A 21,838-nucleotide genomic window follows, 5' to 3' on the forward strand; every position below is an offset into this window, starting at 1 on the left:
TTAATTAAAAACCGACGTTCACACCGAATAAGAAAGTTCTAGCCTGCGGATAGATACCACGGTCAACGCCTATCTCCAGCACGCTGTTAGACTGGCCTTCAATGAATCTGGCAGAACCAACTTCCGGATCGAATCCATCGTCGTATCGTGTCCAGGTAAACAGGTTGGCAGCACTTACATACACTCTCAGGCGCTCAATTTTAGCTCTTTGAGAAATAGCGGCCGGAACATTGTAGCCCAGCTGCAGGTTCTTCAACCTTACATAGGAACCATCTCTTACCCATCTGTCAGAATTTGGACGCATGTTCTGGTTAGGATCACCGGCATACAATCTAGGATACTCTGCATTCGGGTTATCGGCGGTAAAGGTGTTACCAATCAACGATCTAAACTTATTACCTGGGTCTGCAGAATAGCCGTAAAGGGCTATGGCACTAAAGATATCATTACCAAAGCTACTGTTAAACAGGAAGTTCAGGTCGAAGTTCTTATAAGTAAAATCACCTGTTAAACCAGCTGTAAAATCAGGAAGCGGGTTACCGATAACTGTTCTATCGTCACCGTCTATAAATCCGTTTCCATTGTTATCCACAAATATGATGTCACCTAATGCGGCGTTCGGCTGTACTTTGATGACTTCAGAAAGTTGTTCCTCTGTTCTGATGATACCGGCAGTCTGGAAGCCATAGAACTGAGCTATTGGCTGGCCTACCTCTGTAAGGCTGACATTGACGAGGTATTCCCCTCTTCCACCAAGGCTCAATACCTCGTTTTTGATAGTGGTCAAGTTCAGACCAAAACCATAGCCGAAAGCATTTTCCATGTTACGGTAGCCCAACGCTAACTCAAAGCCTTTGTTCCTAATCTCACCAGCGTTTGTAAAGGCAGCTGTAGGACCAGTACTTTCAGGGATAGGCTCCTGCAGTAGTAAGTCTTTTGTGGTTTTTACAAAATAATCTGCACTTAAAGTCAGCCTGTTTGACAGGAAGCCCGACTCTATACCAACGTTAAATTGTTCTGTCGTCTCCCACCTGATGTCAGGGTTAACCTGTACACCCAGATAAGAACCTGGTACCTGAATCGCTCCGGCTGAACCACCGCCCAGCGCATATCTACCATTGGCAACAATTACACCGTAGGTTGGATAGAGGCTACCGATGTTCTGGTTACCTGTCTCGCCCCAACTGGCTCTTACCTTCAGGTTGCTTACGAAATCAACGCTATTCTTGAAGAAGTCTTCTTCTGACACTCTCCACCCAATAGACGCAGAAGGGAAAACACCGTATCTGTTGTTCGCAAACTTAGAAGAACCATCCCTTCTTACGTTTGCTGTGAACAGGTATCTGTCTGCAAAGGAATAGTTTACCCTGGCTAATTGAGAGTAAATGGCATACTCACCAGCACCACCACTCACAAAGTAGTCTCTTGTGGCAAGGTTTAAGTACTGGAGTTCAGCATTTTTAAGAAAACCTCCTCCTCTGGCAAAGGTATTCTGGTTGTAGTAGTCCTGTGCCTCAACACCTGCCAGCACATCAATATCATGCAGGCCGAATGTTTTGTTGTAGCTAAAGAGGTTTGTCCACTGCCATCCTCTGCCATAACCAGTATTTACACCCAGCGAGTTAGCCGTGTTGATCCTGTTGCCTATGGCATAGGCAGGGTCAAAGTTCTTGTTAGTGAAGTAGTTAAAGTCCAGGTTAAAGCTGGAACGGAAATTCAAGCCATCTATAATCTCTACCTCTCCATAAACAGAACCCAATATGCGGTAATTTCTGTTCGTGTTGTAGGACTCCAGCGCTAACCACACCGGGTTCTCAGACTCCCCTTCAAAGTTACTTGTAGGACCGGCAAATGAACCTGAACCGTCTGGATTGTAAACAGGAACCGTAGGCAGCTGACGAATACCACGTGAAAGCACCCCTGTGTTCAGGTCCTCGTTGTTAGGAATCAGCGACTCGTTTGTTGTGCTCAGCTGCAAGGTGTTTCCAATCTTTACTCTTGCGCCAATTTGATGGTCCGTATTTACACGGAACGTGTAACGCTCAAAATCAGACCCTATCACAATACCATCCTGCTTGAAATAACCTGCGGATACGTACAATTGAGATGCTTCACTACCTCCTGACCATGACAACTGGTAGTTAGAGATAGGCGCAGTTCGCAACAACTCATCCTGGTAGTTGGTGCCTTCACCTAAAGTCTCAGGGTTTACCCACGCCGGGTTTGTAGGAATTTTAGCAGCTTCCCTTGCCATATTATCCAGCATAGCATATTCTGCTGCATTCGTCATGTCAAGCGTTTTCCAGGCAGTCTGAATACCTGTGTAAGCGTTGAAGTTAATCTCAGCTCTTCCTGCTTTTCCTTTTTTGGTTGTCACCACCACTACACCGTTTGCCGCTCTTGAACCATAGATGGCAGTGGCAGAAGCATCTTTCAGGATTTCAATAGAAGCGATATCATTACTGTTCAGGTAGTTGATATTACCCTCCACCTGAACTCCATCCACTACGTAAAGCGGGTTGTTGTTACCGATGGTACCGGCACCCCTGATACGTATGCTTGATCCGGCACCTGGGGAACCAGAGTTAGCCGTTACCTGCACACCTGGTGTCTGACCTTGCAGGGCCTGCGCTACCGTTGGAGTAGGTATTCTTTCCAGCGCCTCACCCTGTACAGAAGAGATGGCACCTGTTACGTCAGATCTTTCCTGCGTACCGTAACCTACTACCACAACTTCCTCCAGCGCCTTAGCATCTGTTACAAGCGTAACATTCACTGTGGACCTGTTGTTGATCGGTGTTTCCTGCGTTTTGTAGCCGATAAAGGATACTACAAGTGTGCCGGTACCGTTTGGCACGTTCAAGGTGAAGTTACCATTCGCATCTGTGGCGGTACCTATGGTAGTTCCTTTTACTACTACCGTAGCACCCGGTACACCCTCGCCATCAGGTCCGATAACTTTTCCGCTTACGGGTACTGTCTGCCTGATGCCATCGTTGGCATAAAGACCGAAAGCGCTTAAATCAGTAGCAGTAGTTGCTGCCTGCACAGGGCTCTGTGACAAGCATGCAGCCGCCAACAGCAGCGCGAGCACCTTTTTCTGCTGTGGAGACTTCTTATGGCTGCTATTAGTGGGCAACCACATACTAAGGTAATTCTTTTTCATACAGTGTTGATTGTGTTAAAAAGACTATGAATTTGTAAAGAGCACTCCTACCTCCTCTGTATCAGCATGATACATCCCTCAAAAGAAGGTCATTTTTTATTTACCTGAAAAAAGCGATGCTTCAGTTTCTATATTCACGAACGCTTGATGATAGACTTATAGAATCAGTGATTGAGTACTCAGATTAAAAGCTTCCGCCAATTTAGATATATAATTTATTTTTACCATAAGTCTCAGAAAGAATTGCCTCTTTTCTTTTAAAAATACTTTAACTCCGTAGTAAATACTGAATAAATACTTAGAAAAGGCAACTAGCACTACCCATTGTATAACAACTTAGTTAACAGTTAATTGCACAATTATGAAGAAGAAAAATAAATAGCCTCCTATTTTTCTCTTGTTCAAAGAAAGGGAACTGCCTCAGTTGATTTGCACGGTTTATACGGAACAGAATCTTTAAGGATAGAAAAAAAATGTTTTATGGTCCAATTCCAATAACATTCAACATATAACAGTTCAAAGTTCTATCATTCCCAGAACATAATGGCGAACAGGCAACATGAAAGGCCTGCCGGAAAATCATGAATCTTGCGGCAGGCCTTTTCCTTTATAGCTTCCTGAATCCCTTATTACTCTTTATCCAAAGCAGAAACTTTCTTCATCTTCCTTACCTTCTGGTTTCTCAAAACGAATATGTTTTGAACTTCCTTTCTCCACTTTTCCTGCAGGGCAGGCGGCGCAGGCGTGTAAGTGAAAGAGCCCAGGATAATATCCTCATCTTCATCCTGATCATAATCGCCAGCCTTCATGGTGAGCCAGTGGCCCATCTGCGACTGCGCGAAGGTGCTGGCTGTAAGAGCAAGGCCCTTTTCCTCCCGCAGGTACACGAATCCCTTCTCCGGGACATTCTTGAAGTCCGGGAAGAAAGAAATGGCTGCTATATCTAGATCGCCGTCCTTATCGAAATCCCTAGTAAGCACTTTCGAGGCACCCAACATCGGGTAAAAGTAGGCCTCTATGAATTTATTCGTCCCGTCGTTTAGGAGAATCCGAATGCCGTGGTAAGGTTTCAGGACCGGCGAATAGTCAGCATTGTCGCCATTGGAGACAAGCAGGTCCAGAAAACCATCCTGGTTGAAATCAGCCAGTTCAAAGTATCTTAGCCCGTACACAGGCGGGAACTGCACTAAGTTCTTCTCCTCAAATTCTCCCTCGCCTTTGTTATAGAATACCTTTATTGCCTCGGTTCCCTGCGCGAACAGAACAACCAGGTCCTGGCGCCCGCCCTTATCAAGATCAACTACCTCAGCCTTACGCGCACCAGGTGAATTTTTGAGTACTACGGGCTGGTATTTACCCTGCCCCAGGTGCTTATACCAAACCAGTAGTCCTGTGTTATTACCGTAGTTGCAAACGACAATGTCCTGCAAGTTATCTTCATTTAGGTCAGCCACTACCATGGCCGCCGGGCGCTGCAGACCTTCTAAAAGTGTTTCCGGCGTTCTACTACTCTGAGCATTGGAGAACTGGACAAGCTTTCCCTTTTTAAGTTCAGAGGGGTCCATCACTCCGATAGTGAGTACTCTGTAAGTCCCATTATCCAGTGCAATATCCACAGGCGCTGAATCTAACTGGACTGAATCGGTCACCTGCAGTTTACCGTCAAGCCTGAAAAGCCACTTCCTGAGGTCACTTACCCAAAGTGTGTTGGTTGCCGCTTCGTACCTTGTTAATGTGGTAAGAGGGTATTTCCCTTTACCGAGGCTTGGAGCAACTACTGAAAAGCCGTCTAATTCAGGTTTTAAAGCAGTGGATGCCGGCAAGTTAAGCTGCTCAGGCGCGTTTTCCAGGTAGTAAGTCTCTATCTTTTTAAAATCTCTTTCAGCAATGAGCGGACTGTCTGGGAAGATTCATGCCTGCAGCAGTGCCGTCACCTCCTCAGAAGGCTTGTTCATATAGATGTTGTCTCCGGTTCTGTTTAAGCCTAAGCGCAAAGCCATCTGCGGCAGCACGCCCTGCTGCCAGGTCTTCTTATCCAGAAGTTCAGGCTCCGGAAAAGCATGGCAGGTGCGGCAACAGGCCTGCGCCAGTTGCTGCCCTGTTAAATGAAGCGTCTCAGTGGTATAGGGTAAGGTAACGCCCTGCAGGGTCACACGCTCCTCCTCGAGCTTACCCTGATCAGCACTTCCGGTGCAAGCCGATACTATCGCGAGGCACAGTAGCAAGTAGCGAAACAGTATGCTATAGTTCTACCTTTCTCGTTTGGCCATTGTAGTCCTGTATCTGGATAGATGCCATATTGTTAGTCAGGATCAGCTTGCGTGATGACTGCGACAGGTATGTTTGTCCGTAATAGAACTCCTGCACCTGCTTCTTGCCATTCTTATATGTAATGGTAGCCATACGGTCAAATGGCTGCAGCGCTATCACTTTCAAAACACCTGCCCCTCTGCCTTTTGCTGCAAACATACGCAGGCTGTCGTTGTTCTGCGTCACGAGAGTCAGCTTTTGTCCTTTGGCATTTACCAACTGTGCAATAGCCTTGGCATCTCCGCTCACATAGAAACCGCTATTCGCGATGGAAGCAGGAGTAAACCGGCCTTTTCCATTACCCCTCAGGTATAGCCCCGTAAAGGCATCGTACCGGCCGGTGAACACCTCTGTTCCATAGTCGTTGCCAACCAGCAGCAGGTCTAAGTTTCCGTCACCATCTACATCGTCTGGCTGTATGCCATACACAGGCGCAAGTTGCGCCGCCTTCGGAAGCACTTTCATCTTAAACCTGCCATTCCCCAGATTCTCTATATAGCTGCTCTGGAAATGTGTGGCCTGCATCATGAGAGCCCCCTCACGCTCAGACTGTGGTATGACTTCATCAATTGTTGCATTGGCATAATGGACGTAGCGCGGGAAAATGCTGCGGGTGCGGGGCATCTGCGCATTCAGGTCATCCCGGGTGTGCATCGGGAAAGGCTTCATAGTACCATCCGTGGCTTTCAGGTAGCAGGCCAGCACCGGGTCTATACTACCGTTGTTATCAAAGTCTTTCGCAAAAATGCTTAGGGGTTGAGTAGCCGATGCCACATAATTTGTGTTCAGGCCTAAATTACCGGCTACATAGTCTATATCGCCGTCATTATCAAAGTCTCCTGCTGCCAGGCTGTTCCACCAGCCGGTATAGTCCGCAAGGCCTGTTGACTGGGTAACGTTTTTGAACTTACCGTTCGTGTTCTGGAAGAAGGTAACCGGCATCCACTCCCCGGCCAACACCAGGTCAACCTCCCCGTCTCCGTTAAAGTCAGACCATAATGCATCCGTAATCATACCTGCTTTTTTCAGCTCCGGGCTAACGGAGGCCGTAACATCCACAAAGCGGCTACTCTCGTTCCGGAGGATATAACTCTCCGGTGCGAGCGGATATTTTCCGGGTACCACGCGCCCTGCCACAAACAGGTCCAGGTCGCCGTCCTTGTCATAGTCTGCTGCTCTTACACCCGACTTACTAGATGTTAAAACTGGCAGAGCCGCTGCATCTGGCTTAAAGTTGCCTTTGCCATCGTTTATATAAAGCCGATCGTGCAGTTGCTCAGAGCCCTCCAGAAACTCATAGCTTCCGCTGGCAGCATAAAAATCCAGATCACCATCATTATCTGCATCGAAGAACAGAACGCCCATGTCCTCTCCGATTTTGCCACTCGGGATGCTTCCCTTCGTTAACTCAAAGGTGCCGTCCGGCAGCTGTGTGAACAGTCCCCCGTCTTTGCCGGCAGATCCGCCTATGTAAAAGTCATCCAAACCATCCCCGTTAACATCACCAACTGCTATGCCCGGCCCAAATTGGGACAACTTGTGAGGCAGTGTGCGTTGCCAGTTAAAGTCAATGCCGTCGTCTTCGCTGCTCCTGTACTGCACACCGTGTTCTGCTGAAACCTCCCTGAATACCATGTGTTGCTTGTTGCCTTCCACATTTTGCGGAGAAACCTGCATCTTAGCCTCCCGCTGTTCCAGTGTCAGCACCTGGTCTGCTTTTATGTCCTTTAGCAGCTGGTATTTTCCATTTGGCCACACCACCTTCAGGGAATCAACATTATCAACACTGCCTAAACCAAAGTGCGCGATGCTTTCTACAGAAGAGAGGTAGCCTTTATAAACACTGTTCTCATGGAACTGCTTTTTGCCCTTGCCATAGTAGATAGTAGCCATGGCTCCCAGACCAGAATTATTAGGTGCATTTCCATTAAACTTCAGACGCAAAAAATGGCTCTTCTCCTCTCCTTCTTTTGATGCATAGAGGCTGTTGCGGTATACAAAGGCGCTGTCGTTAATGTTGTTTACTATAAAGTCCAGGTCGCCGTCGTTATCTAAATCTGCATAGGCGGCACCGTTAGAGAATCCCGGAATATCCAGTCCCCAGTTTTTGGTCTCATCACTGAAAGACAGATCGCCTTTATTTTTGAAAGCGTAGTTAGAAGTTTTAACTACGGGGATAGAATCTGCCAGATAAGCATAGCCTCCAACTGATCCGGCTGGCCCGTTTCGGTACACACTAAAATCCAGGTCTGTTATGTCTTTTGGAAAACCGTTGGTGATAATCACATCGCGGAAGCCATCGTTGTCAAAGTCTGCCACTAAGGGTGTCCAGCTCCAGTCGGTTTGGTGAAGTCCTGTTAACTGACCGACTTCGCTAAATACCGGGTGACCATCCGGCGTCATACCTTGATTCAACTGCAACGTGTTACGGAAATACTGATGCTGGTAACCGTAAATGTCATTGTTAATATAGTTGGCGTAATTGTTTGCCATCAACATCATTTTCTTTCGCTTATTATCTTCAGGCAGCATATCCAGGGCCAGGATATCCACTAATCCATCGTTGTTTATATCGGTTACGCTGTTACCCATAGCAGAGTAACTAGTGTGTTTGATGTAATCTGTTATTTTGTTTGTGAAGGTGCCGTCCTGGTTGTTGATGTACAGCAGGTCGTTTGAGAGATAGTCATTCGTAACATATATATCAGGCCAGCCATCTAAGTTTATATCGTTGATGGCAAGACCTAAGCCGAATCCTTCAGTCAAAACACCTGCCTCTCGCGACACATTGGTAAATGTGTTATCTCCGTTGTTGCGGTAAAGCCGGTCTGTATTCAAGGCTGAACCGTCAGTTATCTTCTTGCGGTATTTACTGGGTACGCCTGTATTAATCACGCTGATAAGAACATACAAGTCAAGGTCACCGTCCTTATCATAATCAAAAAAAGCAGCGTTGGTTGTATAGCCTGTGTCGGCAACGCCGTAATTGGCGGCTGACTCCGTAAACGTCGGCACGCCATCTTTGCCTAGGCCATTGTTTATGTACAGCAGATTGGCGCGGCTCAGCGAGTCCTTCTTCATGGTGGCTCCCACGTATATGTCCAGCCAGCCATCGTTGTTTATATCCACCAACGCCACCCCGGAACACCACTTGCCCTCTCCTGTTACGCCAGCTTTTCCTGTCACATCATCGAACGCAAAGTCACCTTTGTTCAAGTAAAGCTTATTCGAGACCATGTTGCCTGTGAAGTATATATCCTGCAGTCCATCGTTGTTGAAATCTCCGATACCTACGCCGCCGCCATTATAAATATACTCCGACTTAAGGACGTTCATGGTATCGGATTCAAAAATGCGATTTGAAAAATGGATTCTAGTTTCGTCCGAAGGCAATCTTTCGAATAGGTGCTTTTCTTTCTGCTTACATGCCGGCATCGTAAGAAAAAGCAGGACGAGTAACAAGAGAGGATTGATGTTGAAAAGGCGCATAAAATAAAGAAAAACAGATAGGGTTTGTTGGTTACCAACATCCTCTACCTCACAAACCAAGCAGCTGTTTTTTAGGTTCTTTAGAGCAGGCAATATGCAGAAATAAAGAAAGAATCTGTTCTTATTTATGACTGTAAACAAGAAAGTAAAAGCCTCCGGCGCTAATGCTCCGGAGGCTTCTTTTGATACCCTGTCAGCTTATAACCCGATAGGGTTCAGAATCGCTGGCCGCTAAAAGCCTGGGTTCTGTGTTAGCACAGATTCTCCGCCTACTGTCTGCAGGTCGATCTGTCGTTGCGGAATCGGGAAATACTCGTTTTTGCCTGTAGTGAAAAAACCACCCTCAACATCTGGAAGAAGGGCGCCCTCATAGTCAAAGAAAGCATTCAGTTTCTCAGCCGCTTTGCCCCAGCGAACCAGGTCAAAGAAGCGGTGGCCTTCCAGGGCCAGTTCCAGTTTGCGCTCAAAGTAAATAGCTTCTAATGCTTCCTCTTTGCCAAGTCCAGCAAAATAGCCTTCCGGGTAAGGCTCTACGTTGTAGTTGGCTGCCGGCACATCTGTAAAACCATCCAAAGGCTCGCTTGGATCTACATAGGTAGTCACAATATTCTCGGGTCTATCGGCTCTGGCACGTACCATATTCACATATTCCTGCGCCTGCGCAAAGTTACCCAACTGCGCCTCAGCTTCGGCCGCCATCAGCAGCACGTCTGCAAACCGAATGATGAGCACATTGATTGCAGAACCCGGAGCCCAGGAACTCTGATCTGCGTAAGTATCCGCTGTGGCTTGCCAGTAGATGAACTTTTTGGCAGAGTACGGACCCGCACTAGATTGCTCACGAATCCAGGCCTGCCCCGGGTGCAGCCCCCAGTCCAGGAAAGGAATGCCACGACGACCTACTGTCCAGTCCAGGCGAGGGTCTACTGATTGCTGGTCTGGTACAAAAGCTTTGTCAGAGGTTATACCCTGGTCATTCTTAAGCGGGTCAATATTGTAATTGTCTACCATGGGAAATCCCTGCGCCGTTGTCTGGTAAGAGTTTGCCAGGTCCAGGGTAGGCTGGTAGAATCCGCAGCAGCGGAAAGGGCTGTTATAAGGAAAGTTCAGCATCTGGCCCATGTTGCCATTCGCAATGGTGTTGGTTCCATCGTTCGCCACCATCTGTACCGCAAATACAGACTCTTTGTTGTTCTCGGCGCTGGCATCCCAGTTGTCCTTGAACTTGTCGACAAGACCGTATGTAAGGCCGTTGCTGGTAACGCCATTTGCGATAACATCATCAAATATTGCTTTTGCCTCAGCAAACTCTTGCTGATACAGGTAGGTTTTACCAAGATAAGAAGCGGCTGCCCACTTATTGGCTCTGCCCACCTGCGGCTGTGAGTTTGGCAGATTTTCCATAGCGAACTTGAAATCTTCCTCAATATTAGGCCAGATGTCCACGTTGTTCGGCTGGTTGAAATCCGTGGTTGTCTCATCAATCCAAGGTACCATGTTAAACATCTTCTTCAGCTCGAAGTAGTAGTGCCCGCGCAGAAAGCGTGCCTCCCCTGCAATTCGCTGCTTCTCTCCTTCAGAGATACCTTCTGCCACTTCGAGTAAACTCAGCACAGAGTTTGCACGGGTAATGCCCTCATACATCGCCCTCCACTTCAGGTTTAGAAAGCCATTGCTCGGATCCACGTTAAACGTTGCAATAGGGTTGATAGCAGGCTGATCCGCGCCGTCGCTGCCTTTGTGAGCTTCCCCTCCGGCCACACTACCATACACCCAGTTAGAGGGGTCTGTTTCCCAGTTGCCTATACCTATACCGTCCAGGGCAGCGTAGGCACCAATCAAAAGTTTTTCCACACCCGCCTCATTGGCCAGTACTTCATCACTCAGTGCACCTATGGCCGGCTTTTCCAAAAACTCATCCTCACAAGAGGTAAATAGCGGCATAGTAGCCACCATGGCCGTGTAAAGTATATATTTAAACCTTTTCATATTTAAAATTATTAAGATAAAAAATTAGAAGGAAACATTTAACCCTACCAGGTACTGGCGCATGTTCGGATAATTGCCCTCATCTATACCAAAGGCGGTAGTGCCTCCTGAAATTTCAGGATCTATGCCTGAGTAGTTTGTAATGGTAAACAGGTTAGCCGCCTGCACATACACCCTTAGGCTTCCCATTCCGTATTTGCTTATCAAAGCAGCAGGCAGTGTATAGCCTAGCTGCACGTTTTTCATCCTCAGGTAAGAACCGTCTTCCACATAATATGAGTTAGGGACGTTGGAAGTACTGAAGGAGCCTACGTTTTCCTGAATAGGAGCTATGGCATCGCGATTTTCCGGTGTCCAGGCATTGTACACAGCGGTCCTACTTTTCGCACCCTGGAAGTTCGGGTAGAAATCAGTCCACCATTTTACCTGGTTCCATATATCGTTGCCCTGGCTACCATAAATGAACGTGCTAAAATCAAAGTTCTTGTAGGTGGCTGTGATGTTCAGGCCGTACGTAAAGTCCGGGTTAGGGCTACCCAGTATCACCCTGTCATCAGGCGTGATGATGCCGTCACCATCTGTATCGGCGTAACGGAAGCGGCCGAGGCCTATACCTGTCTGGTAAATGGCTGCCGTGTCGCCGGTGGCTTCTTCCGCCAACTCGTTAGCTTCCATAATTTCATCCTCACTATCCCAGAAGCCTTCGATCTGATAACCAAAGAATGAACTCATGGCATCTCCAACCCGGTTACGGATTATATTGCTACCATTAAAGCGGCGTTGCTCTAAATCGAAGTTCTGGGCACCGTTCGATATCTTCAGGATCTCATTGTTATACGTTGTGAGTATCCCGGTAATATCAAACCGGAGATCTGAGGTAGCTTCGATATGACCGGTTACTGAGGCATCAATACCGCTGTTCCGCATCTGACCAATATTCACAAACGGCACAGTAGCTGCTCCGGCAGTACCCGGAAACTCCGGGTTAAACAGCAGGTCCTGTATCTCTTTCACGTAATAATCAGCGGTAAGGTCTATCTTTCCGTTGAATAACGTGGCATCAATACCTATATTGCTGTTGATGTTGGTTTCCCATTTAGCACCCGGGTTACCGATACGGCTCTTTCTGAAACCCTCAGTAGTAAGCATGTTGGTGCCATCAATGTCGTAGAACGAAAACTGTCTGTTTGAGCCATAAGTGGTGAAGGCATTCCCTGGGTCAACATTCAATTGGTTACCCATTACACCATAACCCCCACGTATCTTCAGATCAGTGATCCAGCCAACCTGCATAAAGGATTCCTCGGATATTCGCCAGCCAGCACTCACCGCGGGGAATACGCCATACCGGTTATCTGGCCCGAAGCGCGAAGATCCATCGCGGCGGACAACGAGCCCCAGTAGGTACTTATCCATTAGGTTATAGTCTAACCGTCCAATTAGGGAGAAGAGCGCATCTTCGCCTCTGCCGCTATAGTTTGTCGGGGTACCTGAACCCGTGCTGAGCGTGGTAAAGTTTGGGTCAAAAGAGAAGTAACCCTGTGTTGAGCCACCTAGGTTGTTCCAGAAATTATTATAAGCTTCGGTTCCAACAACCACACCCAACTCATGTATATCGTTGAAAGTATTCTTATAAGTCAGCGTATTCGTCCAGGTCCAGTTATAGCCGTTAGCGGCACTCTGATTGAACTGGTTGACAGTATTATTCTCGGCATTCTCATATTCCGGATAGGTAAAAGACCTGTAGGAGTTACTGTACATCTCGCCACCGAAGCTGGTGCGGGCCGTAAAATTGTCCAAGAAGTCTACTTCAGCGAACACATTACCAAAGAGGCGGTTGCCCAGCCCGTTGTTATTGCCGATTCTGGCAAGTTGCGCCACCGGGTTCCGGGCGTTCCCAAGTCCAGTACCAAATGAGCCGGCAAAATTCCCCATGATGTCATACACTGGAATGATGGTCTGTTCCCGATATGCCATATTAATGACATTTTCGCCACCGCCAATCTGCCGGTCATTAATAATGGAGTACGCCAAGTTCTCTCCTATACGTATATTTTTGGTCACATTGTAGGTGCTGTTTGCCCGCACGGTATACCTTTCATAAAAGGTATTCATTAAAGCTCCCTCCTGATCGAAATAATTTGCCGAAAAGTAAAAGCTCCCCATATCACCGCCACCGCTCACAGCAACGTTATGGCTCTGGATAGGTGCCGGATTGAAGACTTCCTCAAACCAGTTAGTGCCTTCTTTGTTTGCCCGCACGATTCGGTAGAAAGATCCCAACTCTCCGCTACCTCCCGTATATAAAGGATTCACATTGTATAGGGAAGGATCAACCCTAGGGTCACCTTCCATCAGGCCGGTATTTCTGCCGACAGCGAGATAGTCCGGTAGGACGGGGTTTGCACCCGAGCCATATAACGCCTCAGTTGGTGCAACCCGAAAGTTAAGCTCAGCCATTTCCTGCGGATTAGCCAGATCCCACACATTGCCTTCAGGCGGCCTTTGGGTGCCATAATACCCGTCGTACTGTACCCTTACTTTCTCCTTGCCTCTTTTGGTGGTAATGATAATAACTCCGTTGGCGGCGCGGGAACCATAGATGGAGGCAGACCCCGCATCCTTCAGCACCTGCATAGAGGCTATGTCATTAGGGTTAATATCGTTGATGTTTTGTGTTGGTACACCATCCACTACATACAAAGGGCTATTATTCCCAAACGTGTTGAAACCGCGTATCCTCACCTGCTGTGCCGCACCTGGCTGGCCAGAGCCAAGTACTGTAACACCGGCAGCCCGTCCCTGTAGCATACTTGTTACCTGGGCCTCTGGCTGCTTCGTCATCTCACTTACATCCACCACAGCCACTGCACCTGTCAGGTCCTTTTTCTCCTGCGTTGCATAACCTGTCACAACTACTTCTTCTAACGCTCTTGCATCAGTAGCAAGCGAAATGTTGATAGAGGATCTGTTGTTTATCGGCACTTCCTGTCTTTTATAACCAATAAAGGACACAACAAGGGTTCCGGTACCATTTGGCACATTCAGGGTAAAATTACCGTTTGCGTCTGTGGCTGTACCAATAGTAGTTCCTTTTACCATTACTGTGGCACCCGGAACGCCCTGTCCGTCATCGCCTACAACTCTTCCGCTCACAGGCACTGCCTGCCTTAAAGCCTCGTTTGTAAACATCATAGCATCCGCTGCATAGTGCCCGGAGGCATTTATGTCAGCAACAGTAGTTCCTGCCTGTACAGGGCTTTGTGACAGGCACGCTGCAGCTAGCAGCATAGCAAGCACCTTTTTCTGAGGTAAGGTTTTAAAATGGCTGCACTGGGAGAGCATCCATGTACTAAAGTATCTCTGTTTCATACATTGGTAGTTGAGATGAATTAACTTTGAACTGTACTGACAATACATCAGCCAACACATCTCCCCCTTCAAAGAACTCTAAGAGAACAGATATATGTGCGTGCCGATGATACTATGAGGATTCTGTTGTGTGCTTTTGTAGCAGTATTACATAGGCATGGTGATTGATTACTCAAATTTATAAGAAAAATAACAATTAGCTAACATCTTTTATTATTTTTTATTAACTCTCCCAAATGAATGATTCCATTAAGTTTCTGCTGCTCTCAGTGCTAATTATACGTCAAATAAACACTTTATATTTTAACCTTTAATTTTAAGTGACTAACTTATCTTAATTTTTAGCAGAAGTTATTGCTGATGTTAAAATATTTATTCAATTTGTGCTGACCATAACAATACGAACATGAGCTATCCATCAATAGTGAGTACCTACACAGACAGCCTAAATACTATTGAGAGAAAAAAACGTTTGCAGAAGATTAAAATTATCAAACACCTGTATGTAAAGGGTGCCAAGACAAACACAGAGCTTTGCAACCGGTTCAGCATTAGTTCTCCTACTTCGATGGGTCTGCTGAATGAACTGATTGCAGAGGGCCTGGTAGAGAAGCAGGGGCAAGGGAAGTCTGTAGGTGGCAGGAAGCCAGATCTATATGGCCTAAAGGATAACTCCCTCTTCGTTTTGAGTATTGAGATGGAAAGGTTCAAAACCAGGATGGCTATCTTCGACAATAACAACAACATTGTATCCGGCACCTGCACTTATCCTATTAAAATATCCAAAGACTTAAGTGCTGTTGAGCAGCTTTATGAGTACGCCAGCAGCCTAATACTCGCTTCCGGTATTGATACAGACAAACTTGTGGGGATTGGCATCAGCATGCCGGGTCTGGTCACTCCTAAAGAAGGAAACAACTACTCCTACCTAGTATCGCAGTATATACCGGATTTATTAGTACAGCATACCACTGTGTCGCTGCAGCAAATATTGGAAAAGAAGTTTAACAAGCATGTTTACCTGCAGAATGATGTGAAGAGTGCCGCGCTGGCAGAGTTCCGCTTTGGCCTCGCTCAGAATAAAAAAGACGTGCTGGTCATTTCAATGGACTGGGGCATCGGGCTTGGAGTAATAATGGATGGAAAGCTACGCAACGGCTCTTCGGGCTTCGCCGGGGAGTTAGGCCACATTCCGCTGGTGGAAAACGGTGCGCTTTGCCACTGTGGAAAGAGAGGTTGCCTGGAAACAGTGGCGTCTGGTCTGGCATTGGCACAAATGGCAAAAGAGGGTATTAAAGCAGGCAAAGCCTCTATCCTGAACCGGTTATCTGACCAGGAAATAGACCAGATAGAGCCTCAAATTATTATAGATGCAGCAAATAAAGGAGATCAGTACGCCATCAGCATTCTCTCCGAAATCGGTATACACCTTGGCAAGGGCATTGCTATTCTCATCCAGCTGTTTAACCCTGAGCTGATTATTTTAGGAGGCAAAATTGCCGAGGCGAAGCAATTCATCACCACACCTATTCAACAGTCTGTCAACACCTACTGCATGACGCAGCTGAGAGAGTCTACCACCATAGCCTTGTCTAAACTAGGAAAGGATGCGGGCATACTTGGCTCGGTGGCAACAGTAATGGAAAATATCTTTGAGACTCAGATTGAATTGGCCAGGTAAAAACAAGGGAACAGTCACAAAGTCAGCTAGCACAGACACCAGCATAAAAACCTGCATCACCTGAACAGATCATCTATACTTATTCAACAAAGAAACTATGGCCCGATTAAACCTTTTGGAAGAGACACGCTTTGAGAAGCTTCCGGTAACAGTGTACCCTGATGAGCATACCGCCTCCCTGAAGGTTGCCGGGCGTATTGCAGATCTAATCCGCAGCAAACAGCAAAAGGGGGAAAAAGCAGTGCTTGGCCTTGCCACAGGCGCTACACCCGTGGAAGTGTATGCCGAACTGGTGCGCCTGCACCGGGAGGAGGGTCTCAGCTTTCAGAACGTCGTCACCTTTAACCTCGATGAGTACTACCCCATGAGCCCAACCGCAGCCCAAAGCTACGTCACGTTCATGAACGAGAACCTCTTCGATCATGTGGATATTCCCAAAGCCAGTGTGCATATACCGGATGGCACGCTGGAGAGAGAGCAGATTACAGCTTACTGCCTGGACTATGAGCGGAAGATTGAGGCGCTGGGAGGACTGGACCTGCAGATACTGGGGATTGGACGTACCGGCCACATTGGGTTTAACGAGCCTGGCTCTGCGCCCAACTCCGGCACCCGCCTCGTTACCCTCGACGACCTAACCCGCCGCGATGCTTCCCGCGACTTCGGGGGAAAAGAGAATGTGCCCACCAAAGCCATCACCATGGGCATCGGCACCATCTTCAAGGCCCGCGAAATCATCCTCATGGCCTGGAGCCAGAAGAAAGCGCCCATCATCAAAAAGGCCGTGGAAGGGGAAATTTCCAGTGAGGTGCCTGCCACTTACCTGCAGCTCTCCGAGCATGTGGAGTTTGTGCTGGATGCCGATGCCGCCTCTGAACTGACACGCTTTAATACACCATGGCTGGTGAAAGACTGTGTGTGGGATGAGAAACTGACAAAGAAGGCTGTTATCTGGCTTTCTGACACAGTTAATAAGCCTATTCTGAAACTGACGGACGAAGACTATAACAACCACGGTATGGCACAGCTGGCCGTGGAGAAGGGTCCGGCTTATAACATCAACATCCATATCTTTAATAAGCTGCAGCATACCATTACAGGCTGGCCCGGGGGCAAGCCAAACGCCGATGACTCGCAGCGGCCCGAGCGGGCAAAGCCGGCACAAAAACGCGTGCTTATCTTTTCACCACACCCAGATGATGATGTTATTTCCATGGGAGGCACCTTTATTCGCCTCGTGGACCAGGGGCACGACGTGCATGTAGCCTACCAGACCTCGGGCAACACAGCGGTGTGGGACGATGATGTGCTGCGTTATATGGAGTTTGCCATTGACTTTGACAAGAGCATTGGCGAAGACAGCAGCAAGATCAAGAACCTATACGGGGAGATGCGCAGCTTCTTTGAAACAAAGCAACCCAACCAACCTGACCCGATGGAGGTGCGCAATGTAAAGGGCTTCATCCGGAAGAGCGAGGCCATCGCTGCGGCGCGCTATGCCGGGTTGAACGATGACCACATTCACTTTATGGCGCTACCGTTCTACGAGGAGGGCAAAGTGCGCCGAAACCCGGTCACAGAAAAAGACATTGAGCAGACTATGGAACTGCTGCGCCAGGTAAAACCGCACCAGGTATTTGCCGCCGGTGATTTTGCTGATCCGCACGGCACGCACATTGTCTGCTTCCGCATTATTCTGGAAGCGCTGCACCGCCTCAGCAAAACCGAAAGCTGGATAGAGGATTGCTGGCTGTGGATGTACCGGGGCGCCTGGCACGAGTTTGAAACCCATGAGATAGAAATGGCTGTGCCGCTGTCGCCGCAGGAGGTAGAAAGAAAAAGGAATGCTATCTTCAAGCACCAGTCGCAGAAAGACAGGCCGGTGTTCCCGGGCGACGATGCCCGCGAGTTTTGGGTGAGGGCTGAAGCAAGAAACCGCGAGACAGCGAAAGACTACGACTGCCTGGGCCTTGCTGACTACGAAGCGATGGAGGCTTTTGTCAGGTACAGATTTTAAGAAGAAGGGATGCAGCGAGGCTTAGCCTTACCTACTGTAAAATAGGGAGCTTCGCACTTTACCTGCAACGCCTGAAGCAAAGCAGCGGAAAAGAATTATAGCTGATGTACAAAAGTGGCATCAGCATATACTGTAGTACTGTTGCACAACACAAAAATAAAACTCATCATATTCACTAACTACACAATCAGCAACTTTCAATGGCACAAAACTCAATGTTAAAAGAAGAGAGGGCAGCAGCTGCCAATCAAAGTGGAGGCAGCATGCGGTCGATGCTGATCATCGGGGCGCTGTTTTTTATCTTCGGCTTTGTTACCTGGCTGAACTCCGTTCTTATCCCCTATCTGAAAATCGCCTGTGAGCTCAACAACTTCGAGTCTTACCTGGTAGCCTTTGCCTTTTATGTTTCTTACCTGGTAATGGCCATTCCGTCTGCGTGGGTGCTGAAAAAGACGGGCTTTAAGAAAGGCATGTCGCTGGGGTTAGCTGTGATGGCCGTAGGTGCGCTTATCTTTGTTCCGGCCGCCATGACAAGGACATATCTTTTCTTCCTGATAGGCTTGTTTATACAAGGCACCGGCCTGGCTGTGCTGCAAACAGCGGTCAACCCCTATGTAACCATTCTGGGGCCACGCGAAAGTGCGGCAAAGCGCATCAGTATTATGGGTATCTGTAACAAAGTGGCAGGAGCCCTGGCTCCACTTATTTTAGGTGCCATTGTGCTGGAAAATGCCGATGCCCTTGTAAATACTTTAGGTAGCATGAGTGCTGCGCAGCAGGCAGTGGAACTGGATGCTTTGGCTACAAAAGTAATTATGCCCTACATCATCATGGCTGGAATACTGGTAGTGCTGGCGGTTCTGGTTTCTTTCTCTGCCCTTCCGGAAATTGACACGGACCAGGAAGACGAAACAGTGGCGACGGCGAATACAAACAAGACAAGCATCCTGCAGTTTCCGCACGTGCTGCTGGGCGCCTTTACGCTCTTCCTGTATGTGGGCGTGGAAGTAATGGCAGGCGACACCGTTATCAGCTATGGTGCCGCACAGGGTGTAGACTTATCGACGGCCAAGTTCTTTACCACCTATACCATGGTTGCGATGCTTGTGGGCTATGTGATCGGCATTATAGCCATACCTACTTTCATTTCTCAGTCCAGGGCATTGCAGGTGTCAGCGGTGCTGGGTGTGCTGTTTGTGCTTGTAGCCCTCTTTACCGACGGCTATACTTCTGTGTTGTTCATCTCCCTGCTGGGTCTGGCAAACGCGCTGATGTGGCCCGCTATCTGGCCCCTGGCCATTGCTGACTTAGGCCGCTTTACCAAAATCGGTTCTTCGCTGCTGATAATGGGTATTGCCGGTGGAGCCATTCTGCCACTTCTATATGGCTGGCTGGCTGACACGATCAGCCCGCAGCAGGCTTACTGGATCATGATTCCCTGCTACCTCGTCATCCTGTACTTCGCTGTTTACGGACACAAGATCAGAACAAAGCAGCCAGTAGTGTCAGGAAACCTTCCTTTATAATTCATTTATCAAATTAGACATAGTATGAAACGATTCTTTTTTCTGTTCCTGCTGCTTGCGCAGGTGGCATCAGCCCAGGACATTAATATAATTCCGAAGCCTGCCAGTGTGCAGGTAAAGCCCGGTAAGTTTACCATTAGCCACAATACGACCATTGTTGCAAAAGACAATGAAGATAGAAAGTCAGCTGAATTCCTAAACGAGTACTTGCAGGAGGTGTATGGCTTTAAGCTCGACATCGATAAAAAGGAAAAGAAAAACTCTATCCGCTTTGCAACACGCAAACCTTCAAAGGGAGCAGAAAAAGATGCTTACAACCTGAACGTGACTGATAAAGGTGTTACAATTGAAGGAGACACTTATGCCGGCACTTTCTATGGCCTGCAGTCCCTGATTCAGTTACTGCCGGTTGAGAAAAGCGCTTCTCTGGAAATTCCCGCTGTGGCGATACAGGATGCTCCACGCTTCTCCTACCGCGGCATGCACTTGGATGTGGCCCGCCATATGTTCCCGGTGTCTTTTATAAAGAAGTACATCGATTACCTGGCCCTGCACAAGATGAACTACTTCCACTGGCACTTAACAGAAGACCAGGGCTGGCGAATTGAGATAAAGAAGTACCCTAAACTTACAGAAGTAGGTGGCTACCGCGATGGCACCATCATTGGCCGTTACCCGGGAACCGGCAATACGGGCAAGCGCTACGGGGGCTTCTATACACAGGAGGAAGCCAAAGAGATAGTAAAGTACGCGGCAGACAGGCACATTACTGTGATTCCCGAAATTGAGATGCCCGGCCACTCCAGCGCTGCCCTTACCGCCTACCCCTGGTTAGGCTGCCCTGAAACCGGCCCTTACAAGGTAGAGCAAACATGGGGGATTTTTGATGATGTATACTGCGCCGGAAAAGAGACCACCTTTACCTTTCTTCAGGATGTGATGGATGAGGTGATGGCCATTTTCCCGTCTAAGTACATGCACATTGGCGGCGACGAAAGCCCGAAAACTAACTGGAAGAACTGCCCGCTTTGCCAGAAAAGGATAAAGGAAGAAGGCCTGGAGGATGAGCATGAGCTGCAGAGCTACTTCATTCAGCGGATGGAGAAGTACATCAACAGCAAAGGCAGGACCATTATTGGCTGGGATGAGATACTGGAGGGCGGCCTGGCACCAAATGCCATTGTCATGAGCTGGCGCGGCGAGGCGGGCGGTATTGCAGCTGCACAGCAAAACCACTACGTGATCATGACGCCTGGCACCCACGTATACTTTGACCATTCCCAGAGCCAGCGCGAAGACTCTGTTACCATCGGCGGCTTTACCACTGTTCAGAAGGCCTACAGTTATGAGCCTATCCCGAAAGAACTGACACCGGAGCAGGCAAAGTATGTGCTGGGCGCACAGGCCAATGTGTGGACGGAATACATGAGCAACCCTGCCAAAGTAGAGTACCAGATATTCCCGAGGATGAGCGCCCTCAGCGAGGTACTGTGGACGGCACCGGAGAAAAAGAACTGGTCTGATTTTGAGAAGCGGCTGCTCACGCAGTTCAAGCGCTACGACCTGTGGGGGGCCAACTACAGCAATGCTTTTTACGACATCGAAGCTGAGGTTTTACCCTCGCCGGATAACCAGGGTGTTACTATAAAGCTGGGTGCGAAGGAAGACCTGGGCAAGCTGGTGTACACTGTTAATGGTCAGCAAGCTGAAAAGGAATATACTTCTCCGTTAGTCATCAAAGAGCCTGCAAAGGTAACAGGGTTGTATTATAAGGACGACAAGCTGATTGACTCCCTGACCCTGAAACTAAACATTAACAAAGCCACCGGAAAATCAATTGCACTGAAAGAGAAACCTTCAGAATATTTCCCGGGAAACGGCGCTTTCACTTTAGTTGATGGTATTATCAACAGGAAAGGCGGCCGGGACCAGCAATCTATCGGCTACTCCGGAAGCGACCTGGAGGCTACCATAGACCTGGGAACAACGCAGCAGGTAAACAATGTAGTGGTGCACGCGCTGAACGCGGGAGGCACGTACGTATATCCGCCTAAAGCAGTAGAGGTATATGGTTCTGCTGACGGGAAGAACTTTAAGCCACTGGGCACTGCCAATGCTGTGACGCAGGTAGAAGGCTCAAAGGCAATCATGAAGGTAGACTTCGCTCCTACTACCGCACGCTTTGTGAAGGTGGCAGTAAGAAACCAGCAAAGTGTACCAGAAGGCAAACAGGGCGAAGGCGAGAAGGCATGGGTGTTTGTGGATGAGATTGAAGTAAACTAAACCAT

Annotated in this window: 10 protein-coding genes; 4 read left to right on the plus strand and 6 right to left on the minus strand. The window is 48.2% G+C overall.

Annotation, left to right across the window (positions count from 1 at the left end):
- Nucleotides 1-4: 4 nt before the first annotated feature.
- From ACFS7Z_RS07360 to ACFS7Z_RS07385, 6 genes are all read right to left on the minus strand, one after another.
- A complete protein-coding gene (locus ACFS7Z_RS07360) occupies nucleotides 5-3,166 on the minus strand; it encodes a SusC/RagA family TonB-linked outer membrane protein (RefSeq protein WP_377482890.1) in 3,162 nt (1,053 codons plus the stop codon).
- Between the two features lie 629 nt (nucleotides 3,167-3,795).
- Entirely contained in the window at nucleotides 3,796-4,989 is a 1,194-nt protein-coding gene (locus ACFS7Z_RS07365; RefSeq protein WP_377482891.1) for an FG-GAP repeat domain-containing protein, read from the minus strand.
- A gap of 87 nt (nucleotides 4,990-5,076) precedes the next feature.
- On the minus strand, nucleotides 5,077-5,391 hold the full coding sequence (locus ACFS7Z_RS07370; RefSeq protein ID WP_377482893.1) for a hypothetical protein: 315 nt from the start codon (nucleotides 5,389-5,391) through the stop codon (nucleotides 5,077-5,079).
- Between the two features lie 16 nt (nucleotides 5,392-5,407).
- Nucleotides 5,408-8,812 (minus strand): VCBS repeat-containing protein, encoded by a 3,405-nt coding sequence (locus ACFS7Z_RS07375; protein ID WP_377482895.1) that lies wholly within the window; start codon nucleotides 8,810-8,812, stop codon nucleotides 5,408-5,410.
- A 384-nt stretch (nucleotides 8,813-9,196) separates the two neighbouring features.
- Nucleotides 9,197-10,954, minus strand: a complete 1,758-nt coding sequence (locus ACFS7Z_RS07380) for a RagB/SusD family nutrient uptake outer membrane protein (RefSeq protein WP_377482897.1) — start codon at nucleotides 10,952-10,954, stop codon at nucleotides 9,197-9,199.
- Nucleotides 10,955-10,978: 24 nt separating this feature from the next.
- Entirely contained in the window at nucleotides 10,979-14,326 is a 3,348-nt protein-coding gene (locus ACFS7Z_RS07385) for a SusC/RagA family TonB-linked outer membrane protein (RefSeq protein WP_377482899.1), read from the minus strand.
- Between the two features lie 472 nt (nucleotides 14,327-14,798).
- On the opposite strand from ACFS7Z_RS07385, the gene ACFS7Z_RS07390 reads away from it, so the two are divergent.
- From ACFS7Z_RS07390 to ACFS7Z_RS07405, 4 genes are all read left to right on the plus strand, one after another.
- A complete protein-coding gene (locus tag ACFS7Z_RS07390; protein WP_377482901.1) occupies nucleotides 14,799-16,007 on the plus strand; it encodes an ROK family protein in 1,209 nt (402 codons plus the stop codon).
- A gap of 97 nt (nucleotides 16,008-16,104) precedes the next feature.
- The gene (nagB, locus tag ACFS7Z_RS07395; protein WP_377482903.1) at nucleotides 16,105-18,024 is read left to right on the plus strand and encodes a glucosamine-6-phosphate deaminase; all 1,920 of its coding nucleotides are present in this window, start codon (nucleotides 16,105-16,107) and stop codon (nucleotides 18,022-18,024) included.
- Nucleotides 18,025-18,224: 200 nt separating this feature from the next.
- Nucleotides 18,225-19,550 (plus strand): sugar MFS transporter, encoded by a 1,326-nt coding sequence (locus tag ACFS7Z_RS07400; protein ID WP_377482905.1) that lies wholly within the window; start codon nucleotides 18,225-18,227, stop codon nucleotides 19,548-19,550.
- A gap of 24 nt (nucleotides 19,551-19,574) precedes the next feature.
- The gene (locus ACFS7Z_RS07405) at nucleotides 19,575-21,833 is read left to right on the plus strand and encodes a glycoside hydrolase family 20 protein (RefSeq protein ID WP_377482907.1); all 2,259 of its coding nucleotides are present in this window, start codon (nucleotides 19,575-19,577) and stop codon (nucleotides 21,831-21,833) included.
- The last annotated feature ends 5 nt before the right edge of the window (nucleotides 21,834-21,838 follow it).

This window comes from Pontibacter toksunensis, from assembly GCF_042686245.1.
Lineage (GTDB): Bacteria > Bacteroidota > Bacteroidia > Cytophagales > Hymenobacteraceae > Pontibacter > Pontibacter toksunensis.